Annotated in this window: 19 protein-coding genes and 2 tRNA genes; 14 read left to right on the top strand and 7 right to left on the bottom strand. The window is 73.1% G+C overall.

From position 1 onward, the window contains the following. Positions 1 to 139: 139 nt before the first annotated feature. Genes ACFHW0_RS29325 through ACFHW0_RS29305 form a run of 5 tightly spaced genes read left to right on the top strand, consistent with a single transcriptional unit; the run spans position 140 to position 7,110 of the window. Positions 140 to 3,265: a non-ribosomal peptide synthetase gene (locus ACFHW0_RS29325; RefSeq protein WP_416612822.1), complete on the top strand. Its 3,126-nt coding sequence runs from the start codon at positions 140 to 142 to the stop codon at positions 3,263 to 3,265. Between the two features lie 44 nt (positions 3,266 to 3,309). After that, positions 3,310 to 4,293 carry an aldo/keto reductase gene (locus ACFHW0_RS29320; protein WP_416612820.1) on the top strand — a complete coding sequence of 328 codons (984 nt, stop codon included), beginning with the start codon at positions 3,310 to 3,312 and terminating at the stop codon, positions 4,291 to 4,293. 58 nt (positions 4,294 to 4,351) lie between these two features. After that, positions 4,352 to 5,089, top strand: coding sequence for a hypothetical protein (locus tag ACFHW0_RS29315; protein WP_416612818.1), 738 nt, complete (start codon positions 4,352 to 4,354; stop codon positions 5,087 to 5,089). After that, entirely contained in the window at positions 5,086 to 5,943 is an 858-nt protein-coding gene (locus ACFHW0_RS29310) for a family 3 encapsulin nanocompartment shell protein (protein WP_121399388.1), read from the top strand. Before ACFHW0_RS29315 ends, ACFHW0_RS29310 begins: the two co-directional genes overlap by 4 nt. A gap of 18 nt (positions 5,944 to 5,961) precedes the next feature. Continuing rightward, positions 5,962 to 7,110, top strand: a complete 1,149-nt coding sequence (locus ACFHW0_RS29305; protein ID WP_416612816.1) for an MFS transporter — start codon at positions 5,962 to 5,964, stop codon at positions 7,108 to 7,110. 110 nt (positions 7,111 to 7,220) lie between these two features. On the opposite strand, the gene ACFHW0_RS29300 is transcribed toward ACFHW0_RS29305, so the two are convergent. The 4 genes from ACFHW0_RS29300 to ACFHW0_RS29285 all read right to left on the bottom strand — a co-directional run bounded on the left by ACFHW0_RS29300 (position 7,221) and on the right by ACFHW0_RS29285 (position 13,868). Continuing rightward, positions 7,221 to 8,318 carry an NAD(P)/FAD-dependent oxidoreductase gene (locus tag ACFHW0_RS29300; protein WP_416612814.1) on the bottom strand — a complete coding sequence of 366 codons (1,098 nt, stop codon included), beginning with the start codon at positions 8,316 to 8,318 and terminating at the stop codon, positions 7,221 to 7,223. Between the two features lie 245 nt (positions 8,319 to 8,563). Further along, positions 8,564 to 9,787 carry a S8 family peptidase gene (locus tag ACFHW0_RS29295; RefSeq protein WP_416612812.1) on the bottom strand — a complete coding sequence of 408 codons (1,224 nt, stop codon included), beginning with the start codon at positions 9,785 to 9,787 and terminating at the stop codon, positions 8,564 to 8,566. A gap of 117 nt (positions 9,788 to 9,904) precedes the next feature. Then, positions 9,905 to 12,895: an Hsp70 family protein gene (locus ACFHW0_RS29290; RefSeq protein WP_416612810.1), complete on the bottom strand. Its 2,991-nt coding sequence runs from the start codon at positions 12,893 to 12,895 to the stop codon at positions 9,905 to 9,907. A gap of 106 nt (positions 12,896 to 13,001) precedes the next feature. Further along, a complete protein-coding gene (locus ACFHW0_RS29285; RefSeq protein WP_416612808.1) occupies positions 13,002 to 13,868 on the bottom strand; it encodes a sigma-70 family RNA polymerase sigma factor in 867 nt (288 codons plus the stop codon). 152 nt (positions 13,869 to 14,020) lie between these two features. Here ACFHW0_RS29285 and ACFHW0_RS29280 point away from each other — a divergent pair, with 152 nt between their 5' ends. Next, positions 14,021 to 14,479: a carboxymuconolactone decarboxylase family protein gene (locus tag ACFHW0_RS29280; protein ID WP_416612851.1), complete on the top strand. Its 459-nt coding sequence runs from the start codon at positions 14,021 to 14,023 to the stop codon at positions 14,477 to 14,479. Positions 14,480 to 14,546: 67 nt separating this feature from the next. On the opposite strand, the gene ACFHW0_RS29275 is transcribed toward ACFHW0_RS29280, so the two are convergent. Further along, a complete protein-coding gene (locus ACFHW0_RS29275; protein WP_416612806.1) occupies positions 14,547 to 14,966 on the bottom strand; it encodes an ASCH domain-containing protein in 420 nt (139 codons plus the stop codon). Positions 14,967 to 15,248: 282 nt separating this feature from the next. Between ACFHW0_RS29275 and ACFHW0_RS29270 the strand changes: the two genes are divergently transcribed. Together ACFHW0_RS29270 and ACFHW0_RS29265 are read left to right on the top strand one after the other, a co-directional pair. Further along, positions 15,249 to 15,674, top strand: coding sequence for a nucleoside deaminase (locus ACFHW0_RS29270; RefSeq protein ID WP_416612804.1), 426 nt, complete (start codon positions 15,249 to 15,251; stop codon positions 15,672 to 15,674). A gap of 107 nt (positions 15,675 to 15,781) precedes the next feature. Further along, complete coding sequence (locus ACFHW0_RS29265; RefSeq protein ID WP_416612802.1) at positions 15,782 to 16,624, top strand: aminopeptidase; 843 nt, start codon at positions 15,782 to 15,784, stop codon at positions 16,622 to 16,624. A 93-nt stretch (positions 16,625 to 16,717) separates the two neighbouring features. On the opposite strand, the gene ACFHW0_RS29260 is transcribed toward ACFHW0_RS29265, so the two are convergent. Beyond that, positions 16,718 to 16,791: transfer RNA gene (locus tag ACFHW0_RS29260), tRNA-Gly, on the bottom strand. 191 nt (positions 16,792 to 16,982) lie between these two features. On the opposite strand from ACFHW0_RS29260, the gene ACFHW0_RS29255 reads away from it, so the two are divergent. From ACFHW0_RS29255 to ACFHW0_RS29230, 6 genes are all read left to right on the top strand, one after another. After that, positions 16,983 to 17,056 (top strand) — tRNA-Pro (locus ACFHW0_RS29255). A gap of 136 nt (positions 17,057 to 17,192) precedes the next feature. After that, positions 17,193 to 18,539 carry a trigger factor gene (gene tig, locus ACFHW0_RS29250; protein ID WP_416612800.1) on the top strand — a complete coding sequence of 449 codons (1,347 nt, stop codon included), beginning with the start codon at positions 17,193 to 17,195 and terminating at the stop codon, positions 18,537 to 18,539. 169 nt (positions 18,540 to 18,708) lie between these two features. After that, positions 18,709 to 19,350 carry an ATP-dependent Clp protease proteolytic subunit gene (locus ACFHW0_RS29245; protein WP_091628855.1) on the top strand — a complete coding sequence of 214 codons (642 nt, stop codon included), beginning with the start codon at positions 18,709 to 18,711 and terminating at the stop codon, positions 19,348 to 19,350. Positions 19,351 to 19,360: 10 nt separating this feature from the next. After that, positions 19,361 to 20,023, top strand: coding sequence for an ATP-dependent Clp protease proteolytic subunit (locus tag ACFHW0_RS29240; RefSeq protein WP_334565941.1), 663 nt, complete (start codon positions 19,361 to 19,363; stop codon positions 20,021 to 20,023). Between the two features lie 217 nt (positions 20,024 to 20,240). Beyond that, positions 20,241 to 21,536 (top strand): ATP-dependent Clp protease ATP-binding subunit ClpX, encoded by a 1,296-nt coding sequence (gene clpX / locus ACFHW0_RS29235; RefSeq protein ID WP_132239237.1) that lies wholly within the window; start codon positions 20,241 to 20,243, stop codon positions 21,534 to 21,536. Between the two features lie 211 nt (positions 21,537 to 21,747). Then, positions 21,748 to 22,545 carry a carbon-nitrogen hydrolase family protein gene (locus tag ACFHW0_RS29230; RefSeq protein WP_416612797.1) on the top strand — a complete coding sequence of 266 codons (798 nt, stop codon included), beginning with the start codon at positions 21,748 to 21,750 and terminating at the stop codon, positions 22,543 to 22,545. 3 nt (positions 22,546 to 22,548) lie between these two features. On the opposite strand, the gene ACFHW0_RS29225 is transcribed toward ACFHW0_RS29230, so the two are convergent. Beyond that, positions 22,549 to 22,776 (bottom strand): hypothetical protein, encoded by a 228-nt coding sequence (locus ACFHW0_RS29225; protein WP_121399376.1) that lies wholly within the window; start codon positions 22,774 to 22,776, stop codon positions 22,549 to 22,551. Positions 22,777 to 23,340: the final 564 nt, after the last annotated feature.

Here is a 23,340-nt window from a genome sequence, read left to right as displayed (position 1 = left end):
TCGGTCGGCCCTCTAATGTCCTTGACCAACAGCCAGGGCATCGACCGGTGACGATAACTACCCTTGCTGTGCGTCGGGTCGGATTCGTCCCGTCCGCGGCGTGACGACAGGCCGGGCGAGCTCGGGGACAGGAGGCGTGATGAGGGCGGGCGACACCGGATACGCGGCGGCGGTTGCCGTCTCCGACGGACCCACCTGCCGGTGCACCGCCACCCCTGCGGCGGCCGCCGGGACGCCGTACGACGACCGGCCCTTCCTCGCCGTGCCCGCCATGGTCGAGGAGCGCGTCGACCGGCACCCGCACCGTCGGGCGGTGTCGTTCCGGGGCCGCTCGCTGGCCTACCGCGAACTCGACGACCTGGCCAACGGCGTCGCCGCCGCACTGGCCGGGCGGGGCGTCCGGCGGGGCGACGTGGTGCCCGTCCTGCTCGCCGACGGGCTCGAACTGCCCGTCGTCGACCTGGCGTTGATGAAGCTCGGCGCGGCCTTCGTACCCGTCGATCCCGGCTGGCCGGCGGACCGGCTGCACGCCTCGCTGCGGGTGGTCCGGCCCCGGCTCGCGGTGGTACGCGGCTCCGGCCCGCGTCCCGAGACCGGAGACGTCCCCTGCCTGCCCGTCGACCTCGACGAGATCACCCCGACCCGCCGCCGGCCCGGCGTGCCGATCGGCCCGGCCGACCTGATCTACGGCATCTTCACCTCGGGCACCACCGGCACCCCGAAGTGCGCGCTGAACCGGCACGACGGGATCGCCAACCGGCTGCGGTTCATGACCCGCCACTTCGCGGCGACCGGCGACGAGGTGGTGCTCCAGAACAGCCGGCACACCTTCGACTCGTCGGTGTGGCAGATGTTCTGGCCGCTGACCACCGGCGGCCGGACGGTGGTGCCGGTCGAGGGCGGGTTCCTCGACGTCGAGCGGACCGTCCGGGCCATCGCCGACGAGGCCGTCACGATGACCGACTTCGTGCCGAGCGTGCTCGGCGCGCTGGTCTCGGTCCTGGACCGGGACCCGGCCGCCCGCCGCGCCGTCGCGTCGCTGCGCAACGTGATCGTCGGCGGTGAGGAGATCGACCCGTGGGCGGTGCACCGCCTGGTCGAGCTGGTGCCGGAGGTGGCGGTCACCAACGGCTACGGCCCCACCGAGGCGTCGATCGGCATGATCTTCCACACCGTCGCCCGATCCGACGGCGACGTCATCCCCATCGGCCGGCCCATCGACAACTGCTACGCCGCCGTGGTGGACGCCGAGCTGCGGCCCCTGCCGCCCGGCGAGACCGGCGAGATCGTCATCGGCGGCGTGTGTCTTGGCGAGGGGTACCTCGGCGACGCGGCCCGCACCGCCGAGGTGTTCGTGCCCAACCCGCTGCCGGACATCCCGGGCCCGCGGCTCTACCGCACCGGCGACCTCGGCCGGATCGCCCCCGACGGCCGGCTGCACTTCGCCGGCCGCCGCGACCACCAGCTCAAGGTCAACGGCGTGCGGATCGAGGCCGGCGAGATCGAGACCGCCGCCACCCGGCTGGCCGGCGTACGGCAGGCGAAGGTCCTGCTGGCCCGCGAGCACCGGGGGAAGTCGCTGGCCCTCTTCCTCGCCGCCGACCCCGAGGTGACGGAGCCGCAGGTGCGGGCGCACCTGCGGCGGCTGCTGCCCCGGACCCACGTGCCCCGGCACGTCGTCGTGCGCGACGCGCTGCCGCTGACCGGCAACGGCAAGGTCGACCGGCGGGCGCTGGAGGCCTGGCTGGACCGTACGCTCGCCGACCGGACCCGCCCGTCGGCCGTGCCCGCCGAGGCGCGGACGCTGCCCGACCGCGTGCTGGGGGTGTTCCGGACGGTCCTCGGCCGGCCCGACCTCACCCCCGACACCGACTTCCTCGACGCCGGGGGTGACTCGCTCCAGGCCCTCGACGTGGTCACCGCCCTCGGCGCGGACCAGAGCCTCCGCGTCGGCGTGCAGGACCTGTTCACCCACCGCAGCGCCGCCCGGCTCGCCCGGGCGCTCGCGGTACGGCTGCGCGCGGCCGACCCCGCCGAGACCGAGGAAGAGCTGGTGGAGCGGGACGCGAAGGTCCCGGCCGACCTGCCCGTACGCCCCGTCGGCCGGCGCCGGGCGCCGCGTACGGTCCTGGTCACCGGGGCCACCGGATTCGTCGGCGCGCGCCTGGTCCACGAGCTGCTCGCCACCACCGACGTCCGGGTGCTGTGCCTGGCCCGCGCGGCCGACGACGCCGAGGCCACCGCCCGCGTCGTGCGCGCGCTGGCCGAGCGGGGCCTGTGGCGGCCCGGCCACGGCCTGCGCCTGCACGGGTACGCGGCCGACCTCGGCCAGCCGGCCCTCGGCCTGACCCCACAGGCGTGGGACCGGCTGGCCCACGACTGCGACCTCGTGCTGCACGCCGGGGCGCTGGTCAACTTCCTGTTCGACTACCGGGCCCACCGCGCCGCGAACGTCCTCGGCACCGCCGAGCTGCTGCGGCTGTGCCTGACGGGCCGGCCGAAGCCGCTGCACCACGTCTCCACCCTCGGCGTCCTCGACAGCGAGGCCGCCCGCCATCCCCAGCCGCTGCCCGAGACGTACGACCCGGCCCTCGCCGTCCCGCCGACGAGCGGCTACAGCCGGTCGAAGTGGGTGGCGGAGCGCTACCTCGACGACGCCCGGCGGCGGGGCGCGACCATCACGGTGCTGCGCCTCGGCGAGGTGATGCCCGCGGCGGACGACGGCCACCCCAACCCCCGGGCCCTGACCCACCTGCTGCTGGCGGCCTGCCACCGGCTGCGGATGCGGCCCGACGCGCCCGTGCGCTCCGACTGGACGCCGGTGGACTGGGCCGCCCGGCGGATCGTCGCCACGGTCGTCGACCCGCGCCAGTGGGGCGGCACGCTGCACGTCCTGCACCCGGTGAGCGTCGACTTCACCGACCTGCCGATGGCCGGCCCGGACGCCCTGCCCCGGGTGAGCTGCGGGCGGTTCCTGGCGGGGCTGCGCGAGGCGGCGGACGAGGGCGACCGCGACGCCGCCGTGCTGCTGGCCCTCTTCCCGCCCGGCGCGGGCGCCGACGAGGAGCCGCTGCGCGCGGTCTTCGCGACGCTGCTCACCGACAACCCCCGGCTCTTCCGGCGCGACGGCTGCGCCGAGCTGGAACGGCACCGGGGCTTCAGCGACCACCGGCTCGGCCCGTCCGTCGGCGCCTACCGCGCCTGGCTGGGCGAGCACGTGCCGCGGGAGGCCGACCGGCTGCTGCTGCCGGCGGGACCAGGGTGAACGGCCGCGCGTGACGCGGTGACCGGCACGGATGAGGGAGTGGAATGCGATACCGCAGGATGGGTCGGCTCGGCTGGCAGGTCAGCGAGGTCGGATACGGGATGTGGGGCATCGGCGGTGGGCCCGGCGGCTTCACCGGCTGGGACTACGACACCGCACCGGCCTGCCTGGACGAGGCGGTGGAGCGGGGCTGCAACTTCTTCGACACCGCCTGGGTCTACGGGCGGGGCGTCAGTGAGCAGCTCCTCGGCGGCCTGGTGCGCCGGCACCCGGACCGCCGGCTGTACCTGGCCACCAAGATCCCGCCGAAGAACCGCGAGTGGCCACCCGGCCCCCAGGACAGCCTGGACGACGTCTTCCCGGCCGAGCACATCCGCGAGTTCACCCACCGCAGCCTGGAGAACCTCGGCGTGGACCGGATCGACCTGCTCCAGTTCCACGTCTGGGAGGACCGGTGGGCCGCCGACGGCCGCTGGCAGGAGGCCGTCGCGGACCTCAAGCGGGAGGGCGTGGTCGAGGGTGTCGGGATCAGCGTCAACCGGTGGGAGCCGACGAACTGCCACGCCGCCCTCGACACCGGCCTGATCGACGTCGTGCAGGTCATCTACAACATCTTCGACCAGGCGCCGGAGGACGAGCTGTTCCCGCGCGCCCAGCGCGACGACATCGCGATCATCGCCCGGGTCCCGTTCGACGAGGGGACGCTGACCGGCACGCTGACCGCCGACAGCACCTGGCCGGAGGAGGACTGGCGCAGCACGTACTTCGGGCCGGAGAATCTGCTGCCCAGCGTGGAGCGCGCCGAGCGGCTGGCCGCCGACGTGCCGGCGGGGATGACCATGCCGGAGCTGGCGCTGCGGTTCATCCTGCACCACCCGGCGGTGAGCACGGTGATCCCCGGCATGCGCCGCGTCGAGCACGTCCGCGCCAACCTCGCCGTCAGCGACGGCGCGCCGCTGGACGCCGGGCTGCTGGACACGCTGCGCGCGCACCGGTGGGACCGCAAGCCCACGTCGTGGTCGCAGTGAGCGCGGCGCAGCGCGGTACCGCGGCGCAGCGCCGGGCGACGCGGTACGGGAGGCCCGCATGCCGGTGATCGCCATGTGGGCGCACCCCCGGGCGCTCTCCACCGCGTTCCTGCGCATGATGATCGCCCGCGGCGACGTCACGGTCGTCCACGAGCCCCTGGTCACCCTCGTCGACGAGGGGCACGTGGAGCTGCCCACCGCCGACGGCGGCACCGTCACCGTGACCGACGCGGCCGAGGTCGTCGCGCACCTGACGAAGCTGGGCCGGGACCGGACGGTCTTCGTCAAGGACACGCTCGAATACCGCTACGAGCACCTGTTCGCCGATCCCGGGGCGATCGCGGACGTCACCCACACCTTCATCGTCCGGGAACCGGCCCGCACGATCAGCTCGCACTACGCGATCAAGCCGACGGTGACCTGCCCGGAAATCGGCTACGAGCACCAGTGGGAGCTGTTCGACCTGGTCAGCCGCACGGCGCGCCGGCCGCCGGTGGTGATCCGGGCCGAGGCCCTGCTGCGGCATCCCGAAGAGACGGTGGCCGCCTGGTGCGAGGCCGTCGGGCTGCCGTTCCGGCCGGAGGCGCTGAACTGGGCGCCGGGGGAGCGCGCCGAGTGGCGGCGCACCCGCAAGTGGCACCTCGACGTCGAACGCACCTCGGGCTTCTCGCCGGTCGAGAAGTCCTTCGAGGTGACCGTCGCCAACAACGACACCCTGCGGTCGTACCACGACCACCACCAGCCCTTCTACCAGCGGCTGATCCGGCACGCCATCTCCATCGGGGAGGACTCATGACCACCACCGCCGCGCCGCCCGTGACCGCGTCGTCGACGCTGTCGCCCGGTGAGCTGTTCGCCCGCGCGTACGCCGACGATCCCGCCGGCGCCGAGGTGCGCTTCGACTACACCATCACGGACGCCTTCCAGCCGACCAAGGAACGCCCCCGGGTGACCGTCCGCAACCTGTTCCGCAAGCGGCCGGTCGGCATGGAGCCGGTCCGGTTCTGGTGCGAGGGCCGGCCCGACGCGGGCGAGGCCGCCGCCGTGCACGAGTCGGGCCTGCGCCGGGAGGCCGCCTTCCGGTTCGGCACCGCCTCCGCCGGGGTGCACCCGATCCGCGCCTGGGTGCGCATCCCCGAGGAACTCGCCGACGACCCGGAGGGGCTGACCTCCTTCATCGACTACCGGCTGCTGGTCCGCCTCGCCACGGCCGAGAACCAGGCGCTGACCATCGGTGAGGGCGGCCTGCTGCGGCATCCGGAGATCGGGCGGCTGCCGTACCGGCACGACTGGCTCAGCGGCCTGCTCGCCGCCTGCGACGAGATCGAGCAGACCGGGGCCACCCCGCACGCGATGATCGTCAACCCGAGGGACTACTACACCCACCTGCTCGGCCGGGGCGCGCTGCTGGCGGACCTGACCCGCAACGGCGTCCAGATCAGCCGTACGCGGATGGTGGCGCCGGGCGAGGCGGTGGTGGGGGACTTCGCGATGGCGGCCCGCCTGCTGGACGCCGGGCGGTCCTCGATTCGCGTCGATACCCCGCCGCCCGGTACGCTATCCATCGATGGCCCTGCCGTCTGTGCCGAGATCCACGAGGGCTTGGCAGTGCACCTGCCGACCCACTTCTTCCACGTCGTACCGGCCTAGGAGCGTCATCGCATAGCCATGACCGGCGGAAAACTGTCGTACTACCGGCCCATAGCGCCGCTCTTCGCCGCGATCTTCCTGTGCTTGCTCGGCGTGGGCGCGTCCCTGGCCGTGCTGCCGTTCTACGTGCTCGAGGAGCTGGACGGCAACCGGGTCGAGGTGGGGGTGGTGATCGCCGCGATCGCGGTCTCCGCCGTGATCGCCCGGCCCATCGCCGGCCGGATCGGCGACCGGCACGGGTACCGGACGGTGATGCTGGGCGGGGCGCTGGTGTGTGCCGCCGCCGGCGCCGCCTACCTGGTGGCCGGCAACGTCGGCGTGCTGGTCGGCGTCCGGGTCCTGCACGGGATCGGTGAGGCGGCCGTCTACACCGCCGGCGCGGCCTGGCTGGTGGCGCTGGCGCCGGCCGACCGGCGGGGCCGCGTCGTCGGCCTGTACGGCATCCACATGTGGCTGGGCATCACGCTGGGCACCGTGCTCGGCGCGGTGCTGCTGCGTACCTCCGGTTATCCCGCGGTGTGGCTGTTCGCGGTCCTGGCGGCGGCCGCCGGGGCCGCGTTCGTCGCCGCCCGACCGGGGCCGCAGCAGGCGAGCCCGGCGGGCCGGGCCGGCATCCTGCCGCGCAGTACGGTGGCGCCCGGCGTCGCGCTCTCCCTGGCCGGGTTCGGCTACGCCGCGCTGGCCTCGTTCGTGGCCCTGCACATGGCCGAGCGGGGCGTCGAGAACGGCATCGCCGCGCTCAACGCGTTCGGCTTCACCTACGTGGGGGTCCGGCTCTTCGTGGGTGGGCTGCCCGACAAGCTCGGCGCCGGCCGGGTGGCCGTCGGGTCGGCCCTGGTGGAGGCGGTGGGGCTGTTGCTCGTCGCGTTCGCGCCGAACCTGCTGGTCGCGGTCCTCGGCGGGCTGGTGATCGGCGCCGGGCTCTCGCTGCTCTTCCCGGCGCTGGCCCTGTTGGTGATCAACCGCACGGACCCGGCCCGCCAGGGGGCGGCGCTCGGTGCGTTCACCTCGTTCTGGGACATCGGCCTGGTGGCCGGGGCGCCGCTGGCCGGCCTGGTCGCCAGCGTGGCCGGCTACCCGGCGGTCTTCCAGGTGATGCTGCTGGCAGCGCTGGCGTCGGCCGCCCTCTCGGCACTGACGATGCTGCCCCGCCGCCGCTCCCTCTGACCCCCCCGCCCCCCTTAAACCCCCGCTGATCATGAGGTCGACGGCGAAGTCGATCTCCTCGGCTGCCGCCAACCTCATGATCGACGCGGGTGGGTGGGTGGGTGGGTGGGTCAGGGGAGGCGGGAGGGGGAGAGGGGGGTGGGGTCCACGGGGGGGTTGGCGTCGACCGCCAGCGCGGCGAGCAGGGCGCCTGCCGCGGGCGAGGTCTGTACGCCGTAGCCGCCGAGCCCGGCCATCCAGAGGAAGCCCGGCGCGTCGGTCGCCGGGCCGATCACGGGCACGTCGTCCGGGGCGGCGGTCCGCAGCCCGGCCCAGGGCTGGTGGACGCGGCGGATGTCCAGTGTGGTCGCCGCCTGCACCCGCTCGGCGCCGATCGCCACGTCGAGGTCGTCGGGGCGGGCGTCACCGGGCGGCACCGGGGTGGTGTCGCACGGGGAGATGAGGAGGCGCCCCGACTCCGGCTTGAAGTAGAAGCTGCTGTCGACGTCCCCGACCATCGGCCAGTCCGTCGCCGCGACGCCGGCCGGCGCGTCCACCAGGAAGGCGGTGCGTCGCAGCGGCGTCAACCCCAGCGGTCGTACGCCGGCCGCCGCCGCGACCTCGTCGGCCCAGGCGCCCGCGGCGTTGACGACGACCCGGGCGGTGAACTCGCCGGCGTCCGTGGTCACCTGCCATCCGCCGCCGGACCGCCGCAGCCGGCGCACCCGGGCGTCGCACACGACCCGGCCGCCGGCCGCCCGGACGCCGCGCAGGTAGCCCTGGTGCAGCGCGGCGACGTCGAGGTCCCGTACGGCCGGCTTCACCATCGCCCGCCGGCACCACTCCGGCCGCACGACGGGGCAGTGCCGGGGCAGGTCGGCGACGTCGATCTCGCGGGCCGGCGGGTCCACCTCGGCCCCGTCGCGCAGCGCCGCCTCGAAGGCGTCCTCGCTGCCGGGCGGGCAGAGGGTGAGCACGCCGCGCGGGGTGAGCAGCGGGTGCTCGCTGAACCCCGGCGGCGGCGCGGTGAGGAAGCCCCGGCTGGCCCGGGTCAGGGCGCGCACCGCCGGCCCGCCGTAGTATTCGGAGTACGTCGCGGCCGACCGGCCGGTGGAGTGGTGGCCGGGCACGTGCTCCATCTCCAGCAGCACCACGGTCCCGTACGCGGCGAGATGGTGTCCCGCGCTGGCGCCCGCGATGCCCCCGCCGATGACCAGGTAATCGATCATCGATTGAACGGTAGTCGGCGGACCCACCGGGGACAAGGTCGACAAACATCGATCGTCGAGCCGCGATCCGCGCATCACCTCCCAGAGCGGACCGCGTCACCCGAGAGCGGATCGCGCGGCCCGCCGGTGCGACGGGCCGTGCGACGGGAGGCCGGGAACCGCTGCCCGGCAGCTCGGGCGTACGCCGGACCCCCGGTGCCCGGCACGCTTCGGCCGGGCACCGGCGTCCGGTCGCCCGCGTGGGCTCAGGGGCCGCAGTAGAGCAGGCGGTTCGGCGTGCCGCTGACCACGCCCGTGACCACGCCGGTCGTCGCCCTGCCGACCAGATGGGCCGCCACCTGGGCGGGACTCCAGGTCGGATTGGCCGAGAGGGCGAGCGCGGCGCAGCCGGCGACGTGTGCGGCGGCCATCGAGCTGCCGCTGATGGTGACCGCCGTCGTGTCGCCGGTGTGCCAGGTGGAGGTGATGTTGGCGCCGGGGGCGAACAGGTCGATGCAGCTGCCGTAATTGCCGCTCGGCATCCGGGCGTCGGTGCTGGTGGTGCCGGCCACGGTGAGCGCCGCCGCCACCCGCGCCGGGGAGAAGTTGCAGGCGTTGGCGTTCGAACTGCCCGCCGTGACGGCGTAGGTCACCCCGGACGCGATCGACCGGTTCACCGCGGCGTCCAGCGCCGTGCTGGCGCCGCCGCCGAGCGCGAGGAGCGCCACCGCCGGCCGCACGGCGTTCGCGGTGACCCAGTCCACCCCGGCGATCACCTGGGAGAAGGTGCCGCTGCCGGCGCAGTTGAGCACCCGCACCGGCCGCAGCCGGACCTCCTTGGCCGCCCCGTGCAGGGTGCCGCCGATGGTGCCGGCGAGGTGGGTGCCGTGGCCGTTGCAGTCGTCCGCCGGGCCGCCGTCGACGAGGTCGACGCCGCCGCCGGCCCGGACGCCGAAGTCGCCGTGCGTGCTCCGGATGCCCGTGTCGATGACGTACGCGTGCACGTTGTGCGCGGTGTTCGGGTAGGCGTACCGGCCGTCGAGCGGGAGATGGCGCTGGTCGATCCGGTCCAGCCCCCACGACGGCGGGTTGAGCTGCACGCCCGGCCCGACGAGGGTCACCACCCGGTCCCGTTCCACGTACGCCACGGCCGGGTCGGCGGCGAGCCGGCGGGCGGCCCGCTCCGGCAGGTGCGCCACGAATCCGCTGAGCGCGTGCCCGTAGACGCGGTCGACGGTGGCCCCGTAGCGGTCTGCCAGCCGGCTGGCGGCGTCCGTCACGGCGGCCCGCCGGTCGCCGGCGCGTCCGACCGGGTCGTCCCTGAGCACCACGACGTATCCGTCGGTCACCGCGCTCGCGGCGTCGGCGTGCAGGATCTCGCCGGTGGCCGGGGTCGCCGCCGCGGGGGTGCCCATCGCGGCGACGACCGTGGCGGCGGCGAGTACGCCCACCGCGCGGGCCCGCCATCGCCGGGTACGGGGAAGTGTCATCTGCCGGTCCTCCTCCTGTCGGCCCCGCGCCGGCTCGTGACCGGACGCGGAGCAGCCTGGCCGTTGAGAGGAGGCTATCGGCTATATAGATCCATCTGAATGGCTGTCGGGTATCGGCTACTCGGCGAACCGGTAGAGCACGAAGCCGTACGGGGATTCCGCCCCGGCGTCCCCGCTCTGCCTACCGGCACCGCAGGCGATCACGCCGGTGTTCCACGAGCAGCTGTCGCTGCGTACGTCCGCCAGCTGGCCCAGCTCGGCCACCTCACCCGAATCCACCGACATCCCGGCGACGCTGCGGTCGTCCTCGATCGAGCTGGGCGGGTCGGCGAGGAGCAGCAGGTTGCCCGCGTCGAGCCGGACCGCCACCCCGCTGCGCTCGGACAGCACGGCGCGACCGTCGGGGGCGAACAGCGTGCCGGCCGACTCCGGGGAGGTCCGCCGGGCGAGCAGGTGCTCGCCGAGCGGCACGAGCCGGGTCGCCTCCGGCGCCTTCCAGCGGGTCCACTTCTCCTCGGTGGCCGCCACGACCTCGGCGGTCTCGTCGTCGCCGCCGGTCACCTCCAGCAGGCACGCCCGCCGCTCGCCGCAGGGCACCAGGGCCTCCGGGCGGCGCTTGTCGTCCTGGGCCGTGTACAGCACCTTCGGCTGGGCGTCGCTCGTCAGGTCGTACGCGAGCAGCTGGTAACCGGCGTCGTCGCGGGCCACGTAGAGCCGGTCCTCGTGCGCCACCACCAGGTCGTCGTGGTCGGCCACCCCGGCACGGGTGCGGACCACCCGGCCGCTGCCCATGTCGATCAGCCGGACGGACCGGTCCGCGCCCACCTGCACGATCCGGCTGACGTCGCCGCGCCAGGGATCGCGCGGGGAGCCGTCGAGGAAGGCCGGGCCGCCCAGCGCCTCGTCGGTGGTGACCGGGTGGACGCTGGTGCGGGTGTTGTCGTACTCGTCACGCGGGCTGGGCTGCGTCCACTCCTCGCGGCCGTCGCCGAGGCGCAACCCGACGAGCCGCTTCCCGGCGCGGTCCACCTGCACCGCGACGCCGTCGCCGAAGAGGACGTCGTCGTTGCCCAGGATCGGCCGGCGCCACCGCTGGTCGCCGGAGGCGCCGTCGAGCAGCAGGAGGTCGCGGGGAGTGTCGTCGCCGATGGCGTCGGCGAAGACCGCGACCGCGCCGGGCAGGGCGACGATCCGCTTCCACCGCTCGGAGGACGCCGCCGTCTGCTTGCGCCACTTCACCGCGCCGGTGCCGGCGTCGACCGCCACCACCTCCAGCCGCCCGTCGTCGAGCGGATACCCGAGGTAAGCCCGGTCGCCGAGGACCGCGGTGAACATGTCCGCCGGCCGCTGCGTGCCGGCGGGCACCCAGGTCAGCTGGTCGACGGTCCGGAACTCCAGGGCCGGGTAGCGGTCGCGGGTCAGGTACAGCACCGCCGCGGTCGCCACGCCGGCCAGCGCGAGAACGGCGGCGAGCGAGATCCAGAGCGCCCGGCGTCGGGGGAGCGCCGGCCCACTCCGGCCGCCGCCGGGCGACGACGACACCGGCGTCCCGGAGACGGGTACGCCCGACCACGCCCCCGCAGGACCGCCCGGCGGTGCGTAGGGCGCCCCGTCTCCGGCCGGTGCGCCCGAGGCCGGGCCGGCGGCCGGAGTCCCCGGCGGTGCGTGGGGTGCCCCGCCTCCGGCCGGTGCGCCCGACGACGGGTGAGCCCCCGGCGCCCACGGCGGTGCGAACGACGACGGGCCGGCGTCCGGCGGGGCGAACGGGGTGGCCGGTGTCGGGTCGGCGGGCACGGTCGGGGCGGTCGGCGGGGCCGCGTCCATGGTCGGCGCGAGCCCGGCGGGCAGGGCCGGCGTGACGCCCTCCGGCCCGGCGACGGCGGTCGGCGTAGGGGCCGGGCCGGCGGGCGCGGGGGGTTGTGCCGGCGTGGCGGCGGGCGCGGCGAAGGCGTCGGCGGACCGGGCCCGCCGGGGCAGGGGCAGGTCCGTCAGCGCCCCCTCGGCCACCGGCAGCTCCGGCTGCTCCAGCACGGTCGGGGCGACGCCCAGCTCGGCGTGCAGCAGCCGGGCCACCATCGGCATCCGGGTGGCGCCACCCACCAGGAACAGGCCGGAGAGCTGCTGCGGGTCGAGGCCGGCCGCGCCGACCACCTCCCGAGTCACCGCCACCGCCCGGCCCAGCAGCGGCGCCGCCACCCGCTCCAGGTCGGCACGGGTGAGCGTGACCGCCGCCTCCACCCCCGGTACGGCCACCGGCGCGGCCGTGACCCGCGACAGCATCTCCTTCGCGCCCCGCACGTTCTCCCAGAGCTCGTGCCGCTCCCGCCACTGCGTCGCGGACTCCGGGCGGGTCAGCCGTTCCCACCGTGCCGGGTGCGCCTCGGCGACCAGCTCGCCGAGCCGACCCAGCAGGGCCACGTCCAGGTCCAGGCCGCCGAGGTCGTCGGCGCCTCCCGCGGTGACGACCGTGAACCCGGAGTCGCCCCACGGGTCGGCGCCCTCGTTGCGCAGCACCGCGACGTCGAGCGTCCCGGCACCGAAGTCGAAGACCGCGATCGTTCCGCCCACCGGCACCGGGCGGCGCAGCACCTGCGTGTAGTAACGGGCGGCGGCCACCGGCTCGCGCAGCAGCCGGGTGCCCGGTGGCGTGGGACCGGAGAGTGTGTGCTCCGCCGCCGACGGCCAACCGGCCGTCGCCAGGGCGTCGGCCAGCACCTCGCGGCGGGCGCCGTCCCAGGTCGCCGGGCAGGTCAACACCGCCGGGGGCAGGAAACCGACCGCCTCGACGGCGGCCCGGGCCACCGCGTGCAGCGTTGCGGCCAGCAGCTCGGCCGGCGGGTACCGGCGGTCACCCAACATGATCGCGGGCTCGTCGATGCGCCGCTTCGGGTTCGGCTCGTACCGGCCCGGATCGGTGCGGGCCAGCCGCTGGGCGTCCCGACCGGCGTGCAGCAGCCCGTCGGTGTCGGCGTACACGCCGGAGGGGATGATCGGCTGCCCGTCCACGAGCAGCGGGCGGGTGTGCCCGTCGGGCCGGCGCAGCACGGCGACGGTGTGGGACGTGCCGAGGTCGACGCCGAGGGCGTACCCCTCGTGCTGGCCTGCCATCTGCCGTTACCTCCGCGGGACGAGGGGATGCCCGGCCCCGCATCGTACGCAGCAGCCGCACCGGCGCCGATCGCGCCCTGACGCGCGGCTCAGGCTGCGCGGGCCGTCAGCCCACGGTCAGATCCAGACCGGCGATCTCGTCGGGGTCGGCGACCACCTCGATGCCGAGGATCCGGTTGGTGACCACGAAGCTGAGCACGAGGCGGGTACGGCCGTCGACGACCACCAGCGCTCCCGGCGCACCGTCGACGAACGCCGGCACCGCCCCCTGCGCCTTGCCGGAGAAGAAGGCGGCCACCGTGGCCGCGCCGCGCGCCTCGCCGGCCCCGCCCATCCGTACGGCCGCGGCGTCGGAGCGCAGGACGACGTGCGGGTCGAGCAGGGTGAGCAGGTCGTCGAAGCGCCCCTCGCGGGACGCGGCGAGGAACGCCTCGACGGTCCCGCGCTGCCGGGCCCGGTCGGTCTCCGGCGCCGGCGACCCGTCCTGTACGCGCCGGCGGGCCCGGCTGGCGATCTGCCGTACGGCGGCCGGGCTGCGGTCGACGACGGGCGCGAGTTCGTCGAAGGAGACCGCGAACATGTCGTGCAGCACGAACACCAGCCGTTCGGTGGGGCCGAGGGTCCGTAGCACCACGTCCAACGCGCGCCCGACCGACTCCGTGAGCATCGCCTCCCGCTCGGGGTCGACCTCGCCCACTCCCGACTTGGTCGACTCGTCGGCGGCCACGTCGGCGGGCCGCTCGTGCCGCGCGGCGCTGGATCCCAGCCGGTCGAGGCAGACCCGCCCGACGGTGGTGGTGAGCCAGCCCGGCAGGTTGTCGATGCCGTCGGCGTCGGCGCGACTGAGCCGTAGCCAGGTGTCCTGTACCGCGTCGTCGGCCTCGGCCCGGGAGCCGAGCATCCGCTGGGCCACGGAACGCAGCCGGGGGCGCTGCTCCTCGAAGCGCTCGGCGAGCAGGTCGGTGTCGCTCACGGCATCGCCACCCCGGCGGTTGTCCCGTCCTGGTGTGGCCCGGGTCACATCTGTCACGTCGTTCCTCCGGCTGTCGACAGCAGGGTGAGGAACCAGGAGCGCTGCGACGGCGAAGGCCGGCAGCGTAACAGGAAGGACCGTGCGAGATGTCCATGCAGGCCCGTATGCAGAACCCCGCGACGCTGCTCCCCGACACGGTGAAGGCGATCAACCTGCTCTACAAGGCGGCCCACTCGGCCGGCGTCCCCGGCAGCACCCTGGAACTGGTCCACCTGCGGGCCAGCCAGATCAACGGGTGTAGCGCGTGCGTCGACTCCGGCGCCCGCAACGCCCGCAAGGCGGGGGAGACCGAGGAGCGGCTGTTCGCGGTGGCCGCCTGGCGGGAGACGCCGTACTTCACCGACGCGGAACGGGCGGCGCTCGCGCTCGCCGAGGCCGCCACCCGCCTCGCCGACCGGGCCGACCCCGTTCCCGACGAGGTGTGGGACGAGGCCGCCCGCCACTTCGAGGAGAAGGAACTGGCGGCGCTGGTGCTCTGGCTCGCCACCACCAACTTCTTCAACCGGTTGAACGCCACCACCCGCCAGCCCGCCCCGCAGAACTGGGGCTGAGCGGCGTCCGCCCCGGGCGTGCGGCGTACGCCGCCGCACGCCCGGTCGTCGCGTACCGGGAGACCGTTCAGACGGTGTGCACCAGCCGGAAGCGTTCGAGCAGCACCGGGGTGTCGTCGTCGACGGTGAAGCCCGGGTCGCCCAGTTCCGCGCGCACCTCCGCGCTGTGCCAGAACGTCTCGTGTCCGGCCCGCCACTGCGCCACGGACCCGTACCCCTCGCCCTCGTCGAGGGCGTGTTGCAGGTCGACGTCGCCGAGCCGCACCACGCGTACCTCGGTCACCTCGATCACCGCGACCCGCCGGCCCGCCGAGTCGACCACCGCCGAGCGCTCACCGACCTCGGGCATCGGCTCGTCCGTCCGCTCGTAACCGAGCACGAGGCTGGACGTCGAGGTCTTCGCGCCGGACAGGATCGCCGCCACCAGGCTGTCCCGCAGCGGCCCCGGAAACGCGAACTCCGCAAGCGGAAGATCATCAAGCTCCACCCCGAAAGGGTACGCGAGACGGGGCGGGCGTCGCCCGTGTCAGCAGGCGCGGCACGGTCGCTCGGGCCGACCGTCGCCGCCGGCCGGGGGACAGGTGCGCTCACAGGCGGGGCGTCCCTGCCATCGACCGGATCATCGCCTCCGTCGACCGGATCCGTCTGCTTGGGCGGAGACGGCGCTGCTCGACCCGTTCGGCGGGAACCTGACCGAGATCTGCCAGCCCGAACGCGACTGGCGGACACTTGCGACCGTGGCCGCGTACCACAAATCCCAGGAGGATCGATGACCCCCGACGACGAGAGATTTCTCCGGCGAGCCGTGGAACTCGCCAGCCAGGCCGGCGCGTCCGGCGAACGGCCGTTCGCCTCGTTGCTGGTCGGTGCGGACGGCACCGTCCTGATCGAGGATCACAACACCGTGGTCTCCGACTCGGACATCACCGCCCACCCGGAACTGAAGCTGGCCCGCTGGGCCGCTCGGGAACTCGCCCCCGACGTGGCCGCCGGCACCACCATGTACACCAGTTGCCAGCCCTGCCCGATGTGCGCGACCGCGATCAACCGGTCCGGCCTCGGCCGGGTGGTGTACGCCCTGTCCAGCGAGCAGTTCGAGGAGGTCAAGCCGGCCACCCCGCCGCCGCCCCCGGTGCGGTACGAGGGGCCGGCGCTGTTCGATGAGGCGCGCCAGCCGATCGACGACTACTACTAGAGCGCAGCCGAGTGCCTGGTGGGTAAGGGTTTGCGGTCGATGCCGATCCCGGCCCGCTCGACATTCTGGGGCCACGTGCGCTTTCCGGCTCCTGCACGATCTTGGCTGTGCGTCTTTCGATCGGCCTGCTCGTGGCATCTGTCGCGGCTGGTCTGCTCTCGGTTGCGGCGGCGCTGCTCGCCATGCCGGCGGCGTCGCTGCAGTTCGGCCTGGCCATGCTGCTCGCACTGCTCGGCTACGCCCTGGTCGGCCAGGGCGCGCGCCGCGTGAGGTGGGCCGTCGCCGCTGGTGTCGGGCTACTTGCCGTGGTGGCGGTGAGGCTGCTCGGGTACCAGGGGCAAGCCGAAGAAGCAGGCTGGCTGACGTACGGCCAAGGGGTGGCGAACGCCTCCGAGTTGGCGCGTTGGCGGGCGACGGTCGACCGGGAGAGGATCACCGCACTGGGCCTGCTTCTTGGCGTTCTCTGTCTCGCGGCCGGCGTGTTGGCGCTGCCGTCGCGTGGCAGACGGCGGGGTGTGGCGACGGCGGTCCTCGCGCTGCTGGTGCTCGCCTGGTTCGGGCTGAACTCCGCGCGGGATCTCGGCCGCTATCCGCTGCCCGACCTGCTCGCGGCGGTGTGGCCGGCGCTGCTCGCTGCCCTCGTGACCGTGGGGGCACTCGCCCTGTCGGGGCGGCGCGCCGACAGGCACGGGCTGCTCCCGCTGGGGATGTTCCTGCTGTTCCTCGCAACGGCTCGCACCTGCGCGGATCTCGCCACGGCATGGTCAGGCTGGTGGGCCATGGCCGAACCTCCCGACGCCGCATTTCTGGAGCCAGGAATGAGGGTGAGCACCTCGACGGAGGGCTTCCCTCAGGTGTCGTCCGCCATGGAGGCGGCAATCGCGCTCGCCGGCGTGGGACTGGCGGTGATTGGCGCGTTGCGCAGTTCCCGAGAGGCTGACGCTTCCTAGGTCGAGGCCTGGAAGGTGGACCGTGTCGTGCGAGTGCGGGAACGAGAACGGCCCAGGCTCGGCGACGACGCCGCGGACCTGGGCCGGAGTTCGTGGAGCGGGCGACGGGAATCGAACCCGCACCGTCAGTTTGGAAGACTGAAGCTCTGCCATTGAGCTACGCCCGCGTGCGCCCCGCCATCGCAGGGCGCGCCGACAGCGTACCCAATGACCCGCCCGCCCCGCGCAGCCGTATCCCGCCCGGGGGAGCGGCGGGCGGGTCCTGGCCGCGCCGGATGTCCGGTTGGTCCCCTTCGGCGCGTTGAGGGACGCCCCGGCACGTCCGGCGGGTCGCGACGGCATACACTGCTGGTCGCCACGGGGTGTGGCGCAGCTTGGTAGCGCACTCGCTTTGGGAGCGAGGGGCCGTGGGTTCAAATCCCGCCACCCCGACTGTCGTCCGCGGCCGGTCGCCGGGGTCGCCCTCCGCGCGGTCCCCGGCCGCTGCCGGTGCGTCCGGCCGGCTCGCCTACACTCGATGGGCTTATCACGCCCAGACTAAAACCGAGATCCGTCAAGGAGTACGCCTGTGAAGAGCACCGTCGAGACTCTGAGCCCGACGCGCGTGCGGCTCGCCATCGAGGTGCCGTTCGTCGAGCTCGAGCCGAGCCTCAGGAAGGCGTACCGGGAGATCGGGCAGCAGGTCCAGGTGCCCGGCTTCCGCAAGGGCAAGGTTCCGGCGGCCGTGATCGACCAGCGGGTCGGCCGGGGCACCGTCCTCAACGAGGCGGTGCAGGAGGCCATCCCGCAGAACATCCTCGCCGCCGTCCGCGAGCACGACCTGAAGACGCTCGGCCGCCCCGAGGTCGAGATCACCGAGTTCAACGACGGTGACTCGCTGAACTTCACCGCCGAGGTCGACGTCCGCCCGGAGATCACCCTGCCGGACCCGGCCACCATCGAGGTGACCGTCGACGAGCTGCAGATCGACGACAGCGAGATCGACGAGCAGGTGAAGAACCTGCGCGAGCGGTTCGCCACCCTGAAGACCGTCGAGCGGGCCGCCCAGGAGGGCGACTACGTCCAGATCGACCTGAACGCGACCGTCGACGGCGAGGACGTGCCGGGCGGCTCCGCCAGCAACATCTCCCACGAGGTCGGCAGCAAGCAGCTCCTCCCGGGCCTGGACGAGGCCGTCGTCGGCCTGGCCGCCGGCGAGAACACCAGCTTCACCACCCAGCTCGTCGGCGGCGACTTCGCCGGCCGCGACGCCGAGGTGGCGGTGACCGTCCGCACGGTCAAGGAGAAGGAGCTGCCGGAGCTCAACGACGAGTTCGCCCAGATGGCGAGCGAGTTCGACACCATCGAGGAGCTGCGCGGCGACCTGCGCGAGCGGGTCACCCGGGGCAAGCGGGTCGAGCAGATCTACGCCGCCCGGGACAAGGCGCTGGAGCAGATGGTGGCCGCCGCCGAGGTGCCGGCGCCGGAGGGCGTCATCCGCGAGGAGGTCGAGAACCGCAAGCAGGCGATGATCGACCAGCTCGAGCGGATCGGCGCCTCCCTGGAGGAATACCTCGCGGCCGAGGAGAAGACCGAGGAGCAGATCGACGCCGAGCTGACCGAGGCGGCGACCGAGGGCGTCAAGGTCCAGCTGCTGCTGGACACCCTGGCCGACGCCGAGGACGTGCAGGTCTCCGACGACGAGTTCGGCCACGAGATCGTGCACCGGGCCCAGCGCGCCGGGATGGCTCCGCAGCAGTACTACGACCAGCTGGTCCGCTCGGGCGCCGCCGGTGCCGTCTTCGGTGACGTGCGGCGGGGCAAGGCCCTGGCCTCGGTCATGGAGCGCATCAAGATCAAGGACTCGGCGGGCAACGAGGTCACCCTCGACGCGCTGCGCGCCGAGAGCGAGGCCGAGCACAACCACGAGCACTGACGGTGCGGGGAGGCCGCCGTCCGCCGCCTGCGGTGGACGGCGGCCGATTCCCTTTTCGGGTACGCCTCGGCGGTGCTGCGCTGATAGCGAACACTGCCCGGACCGGCGCTCTGCCATCCGGCTGAGCGGTTAGTGTCGGGTAGGACGGTACGGAGAGCGAAGGGCTGCCATGACCGACATGCACATCCAAGCGAAGCCGCTCCGGGCGATCGATGCCCGCGGTGGCGACACCATTGGCAACCTCGACGACTCGGTCTACAACCGGTTGCTCAAGGAACGCATCATCTTCCTGGGCAGCGAGGTGACCGACCAGGTCGCCAACCGCATCTGCGCGCAGCTCCTGCTGCTCGCCGCGGAGGACCCGGACCGCGACATCAACCTCTGGATCAACTCGCCGGGCGGTTCGGTCTACTCCGGCATGGCGATCTACGACACCATGCAGTTCATCGACAACGACGTCTCGACCGTGGCGATGGGCATGGCGGCGTCCATGGGTCAGCTGCTGCTCTGCGCCGGCACCAAGGGCAAGCGCTACGCCCTGCCGCACGCGCGGATCATGATGCACCAGCCCTCCGGCGGTCTGGGCGGCACCGCGTCCGACATCGCCATCCAGGCGGAGCAGATGCTCTACACCAAGCGGATGTTCCAGGAGCGGGTCGCGCACCACACCGGCCAGAGCCAGGCGCAGATCGAGGCGGACTCCGACCGCGACCGCTGGTTCACCGCCCAGGAGGCCCTGGACTACGGCTTCATCGACAAGGTGATCATCGGGGCCGCCCAGGTTCCGGATGGCGCCGGGACCCTGAGCTGAGGAGCTGACGATGACCGACCTGAGCCTGCCGCCCCAGTTCGCGGCCGTGCACAACCGCTACGTCCTGCCGTCGTTCGTCGAGCGCACGTCGTACGGGGTCAAGGAGTCCAACCCCTACAACAAGCTCTTCGAGGACCGGATCATCTTCCTCGGCGTCCAGGTCGACGACGCGTCGGCCAACGACGTGATGGCGCAGCTGCTGACGCTCGAGGGCACCGACCCGGACCGCGACATCATCATGTACATCAACTCGCCCGGCGGTTCGTTCACCGCCATGACGGCGATCTACGACACCATGCAGTACGTCCGGCCGGACATCCAGACGGTCTGCCTCGGCCAGGCCGCCAGCGCGGCGGCGGTGCTGCTGTCGGCGGGCACGCCGGGCAAGCGGATGGCGCTGCCGAACTCGCGGATCATCATCCACCAGCCGGCCACCGAGGGCGGCTACGGGCAGGGCTCGGACATCGAGATCCAGGCCCGGGAGATCCTGCGGATGCGCACGCAGCTCGAGGAGATGCTCTCCCGGCACTGCAACCGGCCGATCGAGAAGGTTCGCAAGGACATCGACCGTGACAAGATCATGACGGCCGAGGAGTCCAAGGAGTACGGGCTGGTGGACACCATCCTCACCAGCCGCAAGAAGGGCCTGCTGGCGGCCAACGCCGCCAGCTGAGCAGCTCGGGTCACGGTCGGCCGGGAGTCCGCTCCCGGCCGACCGTCTGACACACCCGTTTTGGGGGTCGGAGAAACCTCCGCCAGCGGGTAACGTCGGGTTGTGCCGCTCCACCGGTCCTTCCGGCGGGAAGCACGAGCGGGGTGAACGAGGCGGGCGCTTCCACGTCCGCAGGCGAGGGCCGGGTCTCCGGTCGACGAGTGCAGGGAGAACGTAGGTGGCACGGATCGGTGACGGCGGCGACCTACTGAAATGCTCCTTCTGCGGCAAGTCGCAGAAGCAGGTCAAGAAGCTCATCGCGGGCCCCGGGGTCTACATCTGCGACGAGTGCATCGATCTCTGCAACGAGATCATCGAGGAGGAGCTGGCCGAGTCCGGCGAGGTGAAGTGGGAAGAGCTTCCCAAGCCGATGGAGATCTGCCAGTTCCTCGACACCTACGTCGTCGGGCAGGACCAGGCCAAGAAGGCGCTCGCCGTCGCGGTCTACAACCACTACAAGCGGATCCAGGCCGAGGCGGCCGGCGCACCGGGCTCCGGCAGCGACGCCGTCGAGCTGGCCAAGTCCAACATCCTGCTGCTCGGCCCGACGGGGTGCGGCAAGACGCACCTGGCACAGACGCTGGCACGGATGTTGAACGTGCCCTTCGCCATCGCCGACGCCACCGCGCTCACGGAGGCCGGCTACGTCGGCGAGGACGTGGAGAACATTCTCCTCAAGCTGATCCAGGCCGCCGACTACGACATCAAGCGCGCCGAGACCGGCATCATCTACATCGACGAGGTCGACAAGATCGCCCGTAAGTCGGAGAACCCGTCGATCACGCGGGACGTCTCCGGCGAGGGCGTCCAGCAGGCGCTGCTCAAGATGCTGGAAGGCACGGTGGCGAACGTGCCGCCGCAGGGCGGGCGCAAGCACCCCCACCAGGAGTTCATCCAGATCGACACCACCAATGTGCTGTTCATCTGCGGTGGCGCCTTCGCCGGTCTCGACCAGATCATCGAGGCCCGCACCGGTCACGGCGGCACGGGCTTCGGCGCCCGGCTCCGGTCGGTCTCCGAGCGGTCGACCGACGACATCTTCAGCCAGGTCATGCCGGAGGACATGCTGAAGTTCGGGCTGATCCCCGAGTTCATCGGCCGACTCCCGGTGATCACCAACGTGCGCAGCCTCGACCGCACCGCCCTGGTGCGCATCCTCACCGAGCCGCGCAACGCCCTGGTCCGGCAGTACCAGCGCCTCTTCGAGCTCGACGGTGTCGAGCTGGAGTTCGAGCCGCCGGCCCTGGAGGCGATCGCCGACCAGGCGATGCTGCGCGGCACCGGCGCCCGCGGCCTGCGCGCGATCATGGAAGAGGTCCTGCTCTCCGTGATGTACGAGGTGCCGAGCAACCCCGACGCCGCCCGGGTGCTGATCACCCGCGAGGTGGTGCTCGAGAACGTCAACCCGACGATCGTGCCCCGCGAGTTCACCGGCCGGCGTGCCCGGCGGGATCGCGAGGAGAAGTCGGCCTGATCCACCGTCGCCGCGCCCGACCGCTCCGGTCGGGCGCGGTGTCGTTTGGTCGCGATGTTCGCCGCGTCGACGCTCCACGCCTCCGGGAACTCGACGCCGTCCGCGCCCGGCCCGGCCGGAGCCGGAGGGCGCGACCCACCCGTGACCCGGGAGCCCCGCCTGCGCCCTTCGACGCTGTCGCCGCGCCCGCTCCGGTCGTACGCTGGTCCCCATGCGCGTCGCCGTCTGCCAGCTCAACTCCCGGGAAGACCGTAAGGCGAACCTCGCGGCCGCGGAGGTCCTGCTGGAACGCGCGGCGGCGGCCGGCGCGGACCTGGCGCTCCTGCCCGAGTGCGTCGACTATCTCGGCCCCGCCGCGGGCCTCCCCGAACCGGAGCCCGTCGACGGCGAGGTCGGCCAGTTCTTCGCCGGCGTCGCCCGGCGACTGGGCATCTGGCTGATCGCCGGGTCGATCCGTGAGCGCGGGCCGGATCCGGCCCGCACCTGGAACACCTCCCTGGTCTTCGACCGCTCCGGCACGCTCGCCGGCAGCTACCGCAAGATCCATCTGTACGACGTGGAGATCCCCGGCCGGGTCTCCTACCTGGAGTCGGCGGCCGTGGCCCCGGGCGACCAGCCGGTGGTCGTCGACGTCGAGGGCCTTCGCGTCGGCCTGTCGATCTGCTACGACCTCCGGTTCCCGGAGCTGTACCGGCAGCTCGTGATCGAGGGTGGCGCCCAGTTGCTCGTGGTGCCGGCGGCCTTCATGGTCCACACCGGTCGGGATCACTGGGAGGTGCTGCTCCGCGCGCGGGCGATCGAGAACCAGTGCTTCGTCGCCGCGGCGGGGCAGACCGGCGACCACGAGCCGGGCCGGACCTGTTACGGGCGCAGCATGGTGGTCGACCCGTGGGGGACGGTGCTCACCCAGGTGCCCGACGGACCGGGCCTGGCGGTCGCCGACCTCGACCTCGACCGGCTGCGGACCATCCGCGCAGAGCTGCCGAGCCTGGCGAACCGCCGCCTCTGACGCTCACCCCTGAAGCAGTACGCCCAGCACGGCGAAGCCGGCGATCGCGGCGGCCGTGACCAGAAGTGCCGTCGTCATGCGGGACCGACCACGGCGGGCCAGCCGAGCCACCGAGACCAGGACGACGAAGACCACGAAGGCGCCGATGACCAGCTGCCAGAACGGCAGCAGCAGTCCCGTCAGCGCGTCCTCGGCGAGCACGGTCACCCGGGTGCGCGGGAGGTCAGCCATGACAGACACTCTGGCACGCCGGGACCGCCTTCGGACCCCACGCGGTCATCACGAATGCGCGACCGCCGGCGGCCGCCCCGGGGCTCGCAGTGACGGACGCCGATTTGCCTTCTCCGGGCGGGCGGCGTAAATTTCTCTCTGCACGCGGGACGCCGGACAAACCGGCCGACAACGGCACCAGGCTCGTGGCGGGGACGCCGAACGAGACTGAGGATCCGGGCGGTGCGAGGACACTCCAAGACGGGGTTGCGATCGCGAGGCCGACCGGGTAAAGTGCGAAAGCCGGCAGGAGCCGGGCGGATGGCCACAAAGTGGCAATCGGCCGGTCTGCGGCTTCCCACGACAGCAACGACCGCCGTGATACGGCGAGCGTCATCGTGGACCCGGAGCGCCTCCCTTGATCACCTCGAACATGAGGTTGACAGCGGGAAGTGAGCCAAGTAAGGTTGAGGAGTTGCCCCAAGCAGGTTCTCACAGTGTGAGACGCCTGAGTGGTGTGTGGTTGTTCTTTGAGAACTCAACAGGGTGCTTGATAAGCCAGTGCCAAATTGATTTATACCCCGG

The organism is Micromonospora sp. LOL_025, from assembly GCF_048060285.1.
GTDB lineage: Bacteria > Actinomycetota > Actinomycetes > Mycobacteriales > Micromonosporaceae > Micromonospora.
The sequence above is the reverse complement of the archived record's forward strand: the minus strand, read 5'-3'. Positions and strand labels throughout refer to the sequence as shown.